General features: G+C 71.0%; 11 protein-coding genes. 3 read left to right on the top strand and 8 right to left on the bottom strand.

What is annotated here, in order from left to right; all coding sequences use genetic code 11:
- Positions 1-40 precede the first annotated feature (40 nt).
- The 3 genes from ACZZY9_RS04215 (at position 41) to ACZZY9_RS04225 (ending at position 4,444) form a co-directional block, all read left to right on the top strand.
- The gene (locus ACZZY9_RS04215; RefSeq protein ID WP_463463115.1) at positions 41-1,798 is read left to right on the top strand and encodes an acetyl/propionyl/methylcrotonyl-CoA carboxylase subunit alpha; all 1,758 of its coding nucleotides are present in this window, start codon (positions 41-43) and stop codon (positions 1,796-1,798) included.
- Positions 1,799-1,913: 115 nt separating this feature from the next.
- Complete coding sequence (locus tag ACZZY9_RS04220) at positions 1,914-2,747, top strand: purine-nucleoside phosphorylase (protein WP_463463116.1); 834 nt, start codon at positions 1,914-1,916, stop codon at positions 2,745-2,747.
- Positions 2,744-4,444, top strand: coding sequence for a phospho-sugar mutase (locus tag ACZZY9_RS04225; RefSeq protein WP_463463117.1), 1,701 nt, complete (start codon positions 2,744-2,746; stop codon positions 4,442-4,444). The genes ACZZY9_RS04220 and ACZZY9_RS04225 overlap by 4 nt, the downstream gene beginning before the upstream one ends.
- Before the next feature lie 30 nt (positions 4,445-4,474).
- Here the strand turns inward: ACZZY9_RS04225 and ACZZY9_RS04230 are convergent, their stop codons facing one another.
- The 8 genes from ACZZY9_RS04230 to ACZZY9_RS04265 form a co-directional block, all read right to left on the bottom strand.
- Entirely contained in the window at positions 4,475-4,747 is a 273-nt protein-coding gene (locus tag ACZZY9_RS04230) for a PTS sugar transporter subunit IIB (RefSeq protein ID WP_192058570.1), read from the bottom strand.
- A 43-nt stretch (positions 4,748-4,790) separates the two neighbouring features.
- Entirely contained in the window at positions 4,791-5,237 is a 447-nt protein-coding gene (locus tag ACZZY9_RS04235; protein ID WP_192058573.1) for a PTS sugar transporter subunit IIA, read from the bottom strand.
- 1 nt (position 5,238) lies between these two features.
- Positions 5,239-6,363 carry an adenosine deaminase gene (locus tag ACZZY9_RS04240; protein ID WP_463463118.1) on the bottom strand — a complete coding sequence of 375 codons (1,125 nt, stop codon included), beginning with the start codon at positions 6,361-6,363 and terminating at the stop codon, positions 5,239-5,241.
- A gap of 48 nt (positions 6,364-6,411) precedes the next feature.
- Positions 6,412-7,704, bottom strand: coding sequence for a thymidine phosphorylase (locus tag ACZZY9_RS04245; protein WP_192058577.1), 1,293 nt, complete (start codon positions 7,702-7,704; stop codon positions 6,412-6,414).
- Positions 7,705-7,819: 115 nt separating this feature from the next.
- Positions 7,820-8,239, bottom strand: coding sequence for a cytidine deaminase (locus tag ACZZY9_RS04250; protein WP_308196149.1), 420 nt, complete (start codon positions 8,237-8,239; stop codon positions 7,820-7,822).
- Complete coding sequence (locus ACZZY9_RS04255; RefSeq protein ID WP_463463119.1) at positions 8,236-9,525, bottom strand: ABC transporter permease; 1,290 nt, start codon at positions 9,523-9,525, stop codon at positions 8,236-8,238. Before ACZZY9_RS04255 ends, ACZZY9_RS04250 begins: the two co-directional genes overlap by 4 nt.
- Positions 9,522-10,811, bottom strand: a complete 1,290-nt coding sequence (locus tag ACZZY9_RS04260) for an ABC transporter permease (protein WP_463463120.1) — start codon at positions 10,809-10,811, stop codon at positions 9,522-9,524. Before ACZZY9_RS04260 ends, ACZZY9_RS04255 begins: the two co-directional genes overlap by 4 nt.
- Positions 10,808-12,328 (bottom strand): ABC transporter ATP-binding protein, encoded by a 1,521-nt coding sequence (locus ACZZY9_RS04265; protein WP_192058584.1) that lies wholly within the window; start codon positions 12,326-12,328, stop codon positions 10,808-10,810. Before ACZZY9_RS04265 ends, ACZZY9_RS04260 begins: the two co-directional genes overlap by 4 nt.
- Positions 12,329-12,468 lie beyond the last annotated feature (140 nt).

The following is a 12,468-nucleotide window of genomic DNA, read 5'->3' on the forward strand; positions in this document are numbered from 1 at the left end:
GCCAAAGACCGGTGAGAGGTGCCCAATAGGCTGAGGGACTATGCCGCGTATCAGCAAGGTCCTCATCGCCAACCGTGGAGAGATCGCCGTCCGGGTGATCCGGGCCGCGCGTGACAGCGGCATCGGCTCCGTCGCCGTCTACGCCGACCAGGATCGCGATGCTCAGCACGCCCGCCTCGCCGACGAGGCCTACGCGCTCGACGGCTCGACGAGCGCCGAGACCTACCTCGTCATCGAGAAGATCCTCTCGGTCGCCCGGCGCTCGGGCGCCGACGCCGTGCACCCCGGCTACGGCTTCCTGGCAGAGAACGCCGACTTCGCCCGCCAGGTCCAGGCGGCCGGACTCGTCTGGATCGGGCCGTCGCCCGAGGCCATCGAGCAGCTCGGCGACAAGGTCTCCGCGAGGCACATCGCCGAGCGCGTGGGCGCGCCCCTCGCCCCCGGCACGCTCAACCCCGTCTCGGGTGCCGACGAGGTGCTCGCGTTCGTCGACCAGCACGGACTCCCCGTGGCCATCAAGGCGGCCTTCGGCGGCGGCGGTCGCGGCCTCAAGGTCGCGCGGACCCGCGACGAGGTCCCCGAGATGTTCGACTCGGCGACCCGCGAGGCCGTCGCGGCGTTCGGCCGGGGCGAGTGCTTCGTCGAGAAGTACCTCGACCAGCCGCGACACGTCGAGACCCAGTGCCTCGCCGACGAGCACGGCAACGTCGTCGTCGTGTCGACCCGCGACTGCTCGCTGCAGCGTCGGCACCAGAAGCTCGTCGAGGAGGCCCCCGCGCCGTTCCTGACGGACGAGCAGACCGCCAAGCTGTACGAGTCGTCGAAGGCCATCCTCCGCGAGGTGGGCTACGTCGGCGCCGGCACCTGCGAGTTCCTCATCGGCATGGACGGCACGGTGTCGTTCCTCGAGGTGAACACGCGCCTGCAGGTCGAGCACCCCGTCTCCGAGGAGGTCACCGGCATCGACCTCGTCCGCGAGCAGTTCCGTCTGGCCGAGGGCGGCGTGCTCGACTACGACGACCCCATCGCCCGCGGGCACTCCTTCGAGTTCCGGGTGAACGGCGAGGACGCCGGTCGCGGCTTCATGCCCGCCCCCGGCCCGGTCCACGTCTTCAAGGCCCCTGGCGGGCCGGGCGTGCGCGTCGACAGCGGCGTGCAGGCCGGCGACGAGATCAGCGGCTCGTTCGACTCGCTGCTCGCCAAGCTGATCGTCACCGGCCCCACCCGCGAGGTCGCGCTCGAGCGTTCGCGCCGAGCCCTGGCCGAGTTCGAGGTCGCCGGCCTCCCCACCGTCCTCCCGTTCCACCGCGCGATCGTCGACGATCCGGCCTTCGCGCCGGCCGACGGAGCCCCGTTCTCGATCTACACCCGCTGGATCGAGACCGAGTTCGACAACACCATCCCCGCCTGGAGCGGCGAGGCCGAGGCCCCGCGACCCGACGACGAGCGCACGACCGTCGTCGTGGAGGTGGGTGGCAAGCGGGTCGAGGTCTCGTTGCCCGCCGGTCTCGGCGCCCGCACCGCGCCTCCTACGGTCGCCCCGAAGCGCCGTGGGGCCTCCCGCTCCGGCGTCGTGACGGCGACCGGCTCGTCGGTCACGTCGCCGATGCAGGCCACCGTCGTGAAGCTCGCCGTGACCGAGGGTCAGCAGGTCGTCAAGGGCGACCTCGTGCTCGTGCTCGAGGCCATGAAGATGGAGCAGCCCGTCGCCGCCCACCGCGACGGCGTCGTCTCGGGCATCGACGCCACGGTCGGCCAGACCGTCTCGTCGGGTCACGTCCTGCTCAGCATCGACTGATCGCCCAGCGCCCTCCTCCCCCGATTCGGTGCAGCGCATCCCGACTCGGGGGTGGAGCGCCGAGGAGGCGCGGGTCGAGCAGGTCGGGAGGGCCGCAGACTCTAGAGTGGTGGGCATGTCCGAGACCCCCATGCACCCGCTCGACGACCGCGCCGCAGACCCCTTCGAGGTCGCCCGCACCGCCGCCGCCGAGATCGCCGACAAGACCGGCGTCGCCCACCACGACATCGCCCTGACCCTGGGCAGCGGCTGGGCCAAGGCCGCCGACCTGATCGGTGAGACCGTCGCCGAGGTCCCCGCCACCGAGATCACCGGCTTCAGCGCATCCGCGGTCGTGGGTCACACGGGCTCGATCCGCAGCATCCTGCTGCCGTCGGGCAAGCACGCGCTCGTGATCGGCGCCCGCACGCACTACTACGAGAACCACGGCGTCCGCCGGGTGGTGCACAGCGTCCGCACCGCCGCAGCGACTGGGGCCACCACGATGATCCTCACGAACGGCGCCGGCGGCATCCGCGAGACGTGGAAGCCCGGCACTCCCGTCCTGATCAGCGATCACATCAACCTCACGGCCGACTCGCCCCTCGAGGGCGCGACGTTCATCGATCTGACCGATCTCTACTCGAAGCGGCTGCGCGACGTCGCCCGGTCGATCGACCCCTCTCTCGACGAGGGCGTGTACACGCAGTTCCGCGGGCCGCACTACGAGACCCCCGCAGAGGTGCAGATGGCCAAGGCCATCGGCGGTCACATCGTCGGCATGTCGACGGCGCTCGAGGCGATCGCGGCCCGTCAGGCCGGCATGGAGATCCTCGGCATGTCGCTCATCACCAACCTCGCGGCCGGCATCCAGACCACGCCGCTCAGCCACCAGGAGGTGCTCGAGGCCGGTCGCGAGGCCGAGCCCGTGATCAGCGACCTCCTCGCCCGCATCGTGGCCGCGCTGTGAGCCGCACCGCGCAGACCGACGGCGCGGTGTCCGGCGACGACGCACTGCTCGCCCTCGCCGTCGCCTGGCGCGACCAGGACCCTGACGCCGAGACCCGCGACGAGCTCGACGCGCTGATCACGCGGGCCCGCGACGGTGACGCCGACGCGGCCGGCGACCTCGGCGACCGCTTCGCCGGGCGCCTCCAGTTCGGCACGGCCGGGCTGCGCGGAGCCCTCGGGGCCGGTCCGCAGCGCATGAACCGCGTGCTCGTCGCCCAGGCCGCCGCCGGTTTCGCGGCGTTCCTGACCGGGCGCGAGAGCGAGCCGTCGATCGTCATCGGCTACGACGGCCGCAAGAACTCCGACGTGTTCGCCCGCGACACCGCCGAGATCATGGCCGCCGCGGGCGTCCGCGCCACGATCCTCCCGCGGGCGCTCCCCACCCCCGTGCTCGCCTTCGCCGTCCGTCAGCTCGACGTCAGCGCCGGCGTGATGGTCACGGCGAGTCACAACCCGCCGCAGGACAACGGCTACAAGGTCTACCTCGGCGGCGTCGACGACGGATCGCAGATCGTCTCGCCCGTCGACGGCGAGATCGCCGCCCGCATCGACGAGGCCGCGCGGTCGTCGGTCGCCGACATCTCCCGATCCGACGACTACCGCGTGGCGGGTGACGACCTCGTCATGGAGTACGTCCGACGGACGGCAGCCGTCGCCGGCACCTCCTCGACGGGCCGCCAGCCGAGGGTGGTCTACACGGCCCTGCACGGCGTCGGCTGGGAGGTCGCGCGCCGGGTGTTCGCGACGGCCGGGTTCGCCGAGCCGATCCCCGTCAGCGAGCAGAGCGCCCCCGACGCGGCGTTCCCCACGGTCGCGTTCCCCAACCCGGAGGAGCCCGGCGCGATGGACCTCTCCTTCGCGACGGCCGACCGGGTCGGCGCCGACCTGATCATCGCGAACGACCCCGACGCCGACCGTCTCGCCGTCGCCGTGCCGTCCGAGGGCGGCTGGCGTCGACTGAGCGGCAACGAGGTCGGAGCGATCCTCGGCTGGCGCGCTGCGGAACGCGCACGGAGCACCGACTCCGACGGCACGCTCGCGGCGAGCATCGTCTCGTCGCCGGCGCTCCGCGAGATCGCCCGGGTCTACGACCTCGACTACGCCGACACCCTCACCGGCTTCAAATGGGTGTCACGGGTCGGCGGGCTCCTCTACGGCTATGAGGAGGCGCTCGGCTACCTCGTCGACCCCGAGGTCGTCCGCGACAAGGACGGCATCTCGGCGGCCGTCGATCTGCTCGCCCTCGCCACCGAGCTGCACACGGCGGGCTCCAGCCTGGCCGAGCACCTCGTCGCGTTCGACGAGCGGTTCGGGGCCTACGCCTCGGCGCAGGTCTCCCTCCGCGTCGACGACCTCGCGACGATCGGCGCCCTCACGTCGCGCCTCCGGCAGTCGCCGCCGTCGACGATCGGCTCTCGTCGCGTCGACCGCATCGACGACTTCCGCGACGGATTCGGTGCGTTCCCCGCCGGAGACATCCTGCGGTACTGGCTGACCGACGGCTCGAGGGCCATCGTGCGCCCGAGCGGCACCGAGCCGAAGCTCAAGGTCTACATCGACGCCTCGAGCACGGAGGGCGATGCGATCTCCAGACGCGCAGCCGCCGAGGCCGCGGTCGCCGACCTGGAGGCGGGGATGCGCGCGCTCCTGGCCTGAGGGTCAGGGGCGCGCAGCCCCGGGTGTCGCTCAGCCGAGCGACTTCTGCAGCTTCTCGGTGAGCTCCTGCTGATCGAAGTGGTTCTGGATGACGATCACGTCGGCGAACGTGCTGCCGATCGCCTCCACGAACTCGGCCGAGGTCAGGATGACCTGCGCGTCGTCGGCGACCGTCGAGATGGAGCCGATGTCGGCGGCCACCACGTCGGCCTCGATGTCGAGACGGGCGAGCACGCGCTCGGCGTTGACCTTGAGGATTCCGCTGCTGCCGATGCCGGCCCCGCAGATGGTGACGATCTTCATGACATGGCTTCCGTCTCGGTGCAGCAGGGGTCGGTGCCGGCGCTCAGGCCGGGACGCCCATCAGGCGTCTGATCTCGTCCGCGGTCGTCGCTGCGGCCAGAGCCGGGATCACCGTCTCGTCGTTGAAGACGTTCGCGAGATCGGCGACGGACTCGAGATGGGCGCCGACGGTCGGGAGAGCGAGACCCAGCACGACCGAGACGGGGTCGTTGTGCGGATGCCCGAAGGGCACCGGCTCGGCGAGCGTGACGACGGCGAGGCCGTCGCGGACGACGCTGTCACCCGGTCGCGCATGGGCCAGGGCGAGCCCCGGGGCGATGACGACGTACGGGCCGTGCTCGTCGATCATCCGCTCCATCTCGTCGCCGTAGCCCTCGAGGGCCGCGCCCGAGGCGACGAGCGCCGCACCGGCGACGTGGACGGCCTCGCGCCAGTCGTCGACCCGGGTCGCGATGACGATGGCGCTGTCGGGCAGCGGTGGCAGCGCCACGTCAGACCGCCTCGAAGCCGCGCACGATGCGGTCGGCGAGGTCGTCGCGGTCCTCGAGCGTCAGGAACGACGCCGCGGCGGCGTTCAGCTGGAACGCCTGCAGGTCGGACAGCGAGTAGTCGAACGCCTGCGTCAGCAGGGCGAGCTCGCGACTGAGGCTCGTGCCGCTCATGAGGCGGTTGTCGGTGTTGACCGTCACCCGGTAGCCGAGCTGGTAGAGCAGATCGAACGGGTGGTCGTCGAGGTCGGTGCCCCAGGCCGAGATCGCCCCGGTCTGCAGGTTCGACTGCGGCGACAGCTCGAGTGCGATCTCGCGATCGCGGACCCACGCCGCGATGGGCCCCAGTTCGACGGTCGTCTGGTCGCCGCGGTTGCGGACGACCCGGATGTCCTCTGCGAGGCGGACCCCGTGACCGAGACGCAGCGCCCGGCCGTCGAGCAGGGCCCCGCGGATGCTGTCGAGGCCGTCGGCCTCGCCGGCGTGCACGGTGACGGGGAAGAACTCGCGGGCCAGGAGGTCGAACGCGGCTCGGTGCGTCCCTGCCGGGTGCCCCTCTTCGGGCCCTGCGATGTCGAAGCCGACGACCCCCGTCTCTCGGTGCCGGACCGCCAGCGTGGCGATCTCGAGTGAGCGGTCGCCGTGCCGCAGGGCGGTCAGGATCTGACCGACCGACAGCTCGTGCCCGGAGTCGGCGAGTTCGTCGACCGCGTCGTCGATCCCCGACTGGACGGCGGCGACGGCGTCGTCGAGGGAGAGACCACCGCGGAGGTGCTGCTCGGGCGCCCAGCGGATCTCGGCGTGGACGACGCCGTCGGCCGCGAGGTCGAGCACGAACTCGCGGGCCACGCGCTCGAGCGCGGCGGCGGTCTGCATGACCCCGACGGTCACGTCGAACGTGGCGAGGTAGTCGGGGAGGTTGCCGGCCGACGCCGACTCGACGAACCAGCGTTCGAGAGCCTGCGCCCCGCCCTGCACCGGCAGATCGAGACCCGCCTCGGCGGCCAGCTCGACGACTGTCTCGGGGCGGAGGCCGCCGTCGAGGTGGTCGTGCAACGACACCTTCGGCAACGAGGCGAGCCTCGGCCCCCCGTCGGGCATGCGGTAGTCCTTGTCCGGTGCGCTCATACGGCTCAATCTACTCGCGCCCGCGACCTCGGATCTGGACGCCGCCTGCTACGCGATGCGCTCCGCGACGATGCGGCGCGCAGCCGGCGCCTCGTCGCCGATGGCCCAGCCGCCCTGGACGGCCTCGAGGGCGCGGTCGAACCGCTCCGGCTCGTCGGTGTGCAGGGTGAAGAGCGGCTGCCCCGCCACGACGGCGTCGCCGGGCTTGGCGTGCAGCTCGATGCCTGCGGCGGCCTGCACAGGATCCTGCTTGCGCGCTCGCCCCGCACCGAGCCGCCAGGCGGCGATGCCGAACGGCAGGGCGTGCTGCTCGGTGAGGAACCCGGAGCGCTCGGCGGTCACGACCTGGGTCTCACGGGCCGTGGGCAGGTCGGCGTCGGGGTCGCCGCCCTGTGCTCGGATCATGCGGTTCCAGGCGTCCATGGCGCGCCCGTCGTCGAGGGCGGCCTCGACGTCGGCGTCGGGGAGACCCGCCGACGCGAGCATCTCGCGCGCGAGGGCGACCGTCAGCTCGCGGATGTCGGCGGGACCGCCGCCAGCGAGGGTCTCGACCGATTCGCGCACTTCGAGCGCGTTCCCGATGGTGAGACCGAGCGGGACGTTCATGTCGGTGAGAAGCGCGGTCGTGGCCACGCCGGCGTCCGTCCCGAGGTCGACCATGGTGCGGGCGAGCAGACGCGACTGGTCGATGTCCTGGATGAACGCCCCCGAGCCGAACTTCACGTCGAGCACGAGAGCGGCGGTGCCCTCGGCGATCTTCTTGCTCATGATCGACGACGCGATCAGCGGGATGGCCTCGACCGTGCCCGTGATGTCGCGCAGGGCGTAGAGCTTGCCGTCGGCCGGCGCGAGCCCCGAACCGGCCGCGCAGACGACCGCGCCGCTGTCGGCCATGATCTCGCGCATCCGGTCGTTCGAGATCGACGCCTGCCAGCCGGGGATCGACTCGAGCTTGTCGAGGGTGCCGCCCGTGTGACCGAGACCACGACCCGAGAGCTGCGGCACGGCGACGCCGAACGAGGCCACGAGCGGGGCGAGCGGCAGCGTGATCTTGTCGCCCACTCCCCCGGTCGAGTGCTTGTCGACGGTGGTCTTGCCCAGACCCGCGAAGTCCATGGTCTCGCCGCTGCGGATCATGGCGAGGGTCATGTCGCGGATCTCGCGGCGCTCCATCCCGTTCAGGAAGATCGCCATCGTCATCGCGGCCATCTGCTCGTCGCCGACGTAGCCCCGGGTGTACGCGTCGATCAACCAGTCGATCTGGGCGGTGCTGAGCTCGCCCGACCCGCGCTTCACGCGGATGAGGTCGACGGTGTCGAACGGTTCGACGATGCTGGCCATGATTCTCCTTCGATGCTGGCGGCTCCCCGGATCCGGTCGCGCGCCTCCGGAATGATGTCAGACCGACGGGAGGAGCAGGGCACCGAGGAGGCGCGGGTCGCCCCGCGCGGTCTGGTTACGGTCGCGAGTCCCTGAACTCGTCGAGCTGGCGGGGCCCGAACGCGTCGGGGATGACCTCGTCGATGGTCTTGAAGCCCGAGACGGTGTCGAGCACCATCGAGGCGTCGGAGTGCTCGTAGAGCAGCTGACGGCATCTGCCGCACGGCATGAGCACGTCGCCGTTCCCGTCGACGCAGGCGAAGGCCACGAGGCGCCCGCCGCCCGACATGATCAGATCGCTGACCAGCGAGCACTCGGCGCAGAGCGTGATGCCGTACGAGGCGTTCTCGACGTTGCACCCCGACACGAGTCGGCCGTCGGTGGTCAGCGCGGCCGCCCCCACCGGGAACTTCGAGTAGGGGACGTACGCCTTGGCCATCGCCGAACGGGCGGCGTCGCGGAGCGCGGCCCAGTCGGTGCTCTCGACGACGCTCACGACTTGATGTAGGGCTTGCCGGACGCCGCCGGACCCCTGGACTGCCCGACGAGACCGGCGACGGCGAAGATGGTCACGATGTACGGCAGCATCAGCATGAACTCGCTCGGGACCGGCGAGCCGATGGCGCCGAGCACGTTCTGCAGATTGCTCGCGAAGCCGAAGAGGAGGGCCGCGAGAGTGGCCCTGATCGGGTCCCAGCGACCGAAGATGACCGCGGCCAGTGCGATGAAGCCGGCGCCCGCCGTCATCTCCTTCTGGAAGTTGCCGAGCGAGCCGAGCGTGAAGTACGCGCCGCCGAGCCCCGCGATGGCGCCGGCCAGCGAGACGTTCCAGAACCGCGTCGCGTTGACCTTGATGCCGACCGTGTCGGCGGCCTGCGGGTGCTCGCCGACAGACCGGAGGCGCAGACCCCAGCGGGTGCGGAACAGCCCGTAGAACACCAGCGCGATGGCGATGTACATCAGGTACACGATGATCGTCTGGCGGAAGAACACCGGCCCGACGATCGGGATCTGGCTGAGCACCGGGATGTCCAGCTGCGGGAACCGCACACCGCGGCTCAGCGACTCGGAGCGGGCGAGCACCTGCGAGTACAGGAAGCTGGTCAGACCCGTCACCAGGACGTTGAGCACGACGCCGACGATGACCTGGTCGACGATGTAGCGGATGCTGAAGACGGCCAGCACCATCGAGACGAGCACGCCGGCGATCATGGCGCCGACGAGACCGACGTACGCCGATCCGGTCGCCGAGGCGACGAGGGCCGACACGAAGGCTCCGGCCAGCAGCTGGCCCTCGATGGCGACGTTCACGACACCCACCCGCTCGGAGATGACTCCGCCGAGGGCGCCGAAGATGAGCGGGGTGCTGAGCGCCAGTGCGCCGAGCAGCAGGCCGGGCACGGGGATCGTCGCGCCGGCGCTCGTCCAGGTCAGGAAGGCGACCAGGAAGAGCACGCCGAAGACGGCCACCAGCCAGATCGGCACGCGCTGCGCCCGGACGACCAGGGCGACCGACGCGGCCGTGAGGAGCGCGAGCACGATCGAGAGCACGAGGCCGGTGGCGGCCGAGGGCAGCACCGCGTCGGGCAGGGCGAAGAAGTCGCGTGCCGTGGCGAGTCGGAACGTGCTCGAGCCGTCGCGTCCGAAGCCGACGAAGAGGACGAAGGCGATCACCGTGAAGATGGCGAACGCGATGGGCGCCTTGTAGCTGCGACTCACCGCACGGGCCAGATCGGGCGACGCGGCGGCGGGTGCCGCGGTGTCGGGACTGAGGGTGCTCACTTGGTGACCACCGCCTCCTTGGTCGAGGCCTTGCGCACGGGACGGGCGCCCGGGGCCGGCAGACGGAAGATGCTGCGGACGAGCGGCGGGGCCGCCACGAACAGCACGATGAGGGACTGCACGACGAGCACGATGTCGATCGGCACGCCGTTGGCCGCCTGCATCGAGTAGCCGCCCGCTTTGAGGGCGCCGAACAGGATGCCGGCCGCGAAGACGCCCCAGGGGCGCGAACGACCGAGGAGGGCGACGGTGATGGCGTCGAAGCCGATCCCGGCGTCGATGCCCGAGGTGAAGCCCGAGGTGAGCGTGCCGAGCACCTGCGTCGACCCGGCGACACCGGCCAGCGCACCCGAGATGAGCATCGCGTAGAGGTAGATGTTCTTGACGTTCATGCCGGCGGTGCGCGCCGCGTGCGGGTTCTCGCCCACCGCCCGGAACCGGAAGCCGAGCGTCGACCGGTTGATCAGCCACCAGACGGCGGCGGTGATCGCGATCACGAGGATGAAGCCCCAGTTCAGCCCGTAGCTCGGACCGAACAGATCGGGCAGGATCGCCGTCTCGAGGGTCGCCGGCGACTTCGGGTTGTTGCTGCCGGGGGCCTGGAGCAGACCCTGCGTGCGGAGCATGAACGCCAGCAGGTAGAAGGCGATGTAGTTCAGCATGATCGTCAGGATCACCTCGTGGGCGCCGGTGCGGGCCTTGAGGAGTCCGACGATGCCGCCCCAGAGGGCACCGGCGGCGATGCCCGCCGCCAGGGCCAGGGGAAGGTGCAGCGCGAGCGGCAGGTGGAACGAGAAGCCCACCCAGCCGGCCGCGGCGGACGCCATCAGCATCTGACCACGGGCGCCGATGTTGAACAGCCCGACCCGGAAGGCGACGGCGACCCCGAGCCCGGCGGCGATCAGGGGCACCGCGTAGTTGAGGGTCTCGGTCAGCGGCCGGATCCCGTTCGCGAAGCCGTCGACCCGGAAGTTGTACACCGCGCCCTGGAAGAGCGACGAGTACGACCCGCCGACCGCCGACCCAAAGGCCTGGAGGAAGTCCGTCGGGCGGGAGAAGAAGTAGCCCATCGTGCTCTGGACGTCCTGATCGGTGAAGCCGATCAGGAGACCCGAGACGATCAGGGCGAGCACGACGGCGAGCACCGAGATCGCGGCGTTGCCGGTCGTGAGCTCCCTCAGGAGGCGCGACCCGCGCGAGTCGCCGCCCTCGGCGCCTGCACCGCGCGTGGCGCCGGGCGTGCTCGGGGGCGTCGTGCCCGGCGTCGTGGTGGTGGCGTCGCTCACGCTGCCTGCTCCGTTCCGTGCGGCATCTCGCCGGCCATCATGAGCCCCAGCACCTCGCGGGGCGTGTTCGCCGGCACGATGCCGACGATCGTTCCGCGGTACATCACCGCGATGCGGTCGGCCAGTGCGGCGACCTCGTCGAGCTCGGTCGAGACGACGATCACGGGGACGCCGCGATCGCGCGTCTCGACGATGCGCTTGTGGACGAACTCGATCGAACCGACGTCGATCCCCCGGGTGGGCTGCGCGGCGACGAACAGTCGCAGATCGCGGCTGAGCTCGCGTGCCAGGACGACCTTCTGCTGGTTGCCGCCCGAGAGGCGACCCGCGGGAGTGGCGATGCCCTGGGTGCGGATGTCGAACTCGCGCACCTTCTCGACCGCGAAGGCGGCGAGCTGCGCGAGCTTCAGCGAGCCGCGCTTCACGAACGGACCGGACTGCGAGCGGTCGAGCATGAGGTTCTCGGCGACGGTGAACTCGCCGACGAGGCCGTCCTGGTTGCGATCCTCCGGGACGAAGCCGACGCCGGCGTCGAGCACCTGGCGGACGCTGCGCCCCGTGATGTCGTTGCCGTCGAGCGACACGCGGCCCTCGACCCGGGGCTGCAGGCCGAGGATGGCCTCGGTCAGCTCGGTCTGGCCGTTGCCCTGCACGCCGGCGATCGCGAGGATCTCGCCGCGGCGGACCTCGAACGAGACGTCGTCGACGACGACCTGCCCGATGGGGTCGACGACACGGAGGTTCTCGACCACGAGAGCCGCGTCGCCGGGCTCGGCCGGGGACTTCTGCACGGTCAGCTCGACGGCGCGACCGACCATGAGCGAGGCCAGCTCGGCGTTCGAGGCGCTCGGTTCGGCCTCGCCGACGACCTGGCCGAGACGGATGACCGTGATGCGGGTCGCGACCTCGCGGACCTCGCGCAGTTTGTGGGTGATGAAGACGATGGCCGTGCCCGCGTCGCGCAGCTGACGCATGATGACCATGAGCTCGTCGGTCTCCTGCGGGGTGAGCACTGCGGTCGGCTCGTCGAAGACGAGCACCTTGGCGTCGCGCGACAGGGCCTTGATGATCTCGACCCGCTGCTGCACGCCGACGGGGAGCTCCTCGACGAGCGCGTCGGGGTCGACGTCGAAGCCGAAGCGGCTGCTGATCTCCCGGACCTTCGCCCGGGCGGCTGCCAGGTCGAGCAGACCGCCGGCCTTCGTCTGCTCGTGGCCGAGCATGACGTTCTCGGCCACGGTGAACACGGGGACGAGCATGAAGTGCTGGTGGACCATGCCGATGCCCGCGGCCATCGCATCGCCGGGGCCTGCGAAGTCCTGGACGACGTCGTCCAGGAGGATGTCGCCCTCGTCGGCCTGATACAGGCCGTAGAGGACGTTCATCAGGGTCGACTTGCCGGCGCCGTTCTCGCCGAGCAGGCAGTGGATCTCACCCGGCTCGACGGTCAGGCTGATGTGGTCGTTGGCGGTGAGTGCGCCGAAGCGCTTCGTGATGCCCCGCAGTTCGAGCTTCATCTCAGGTGTCTACCTCGGGTCGGGTGATGGGTAGGGCGCCGGGGCACGTCGGGTCGGCGTGCGGCCGGAGGCGTTGCGAGGGCCGGGAGCGACGGGGTGACCGTCGCTCCCGGCCCTGGGTCAGTCGATGCTAATCGATG

This window comes from Frigoribacterium sp. AC394 (assembly GCF_979258095.1).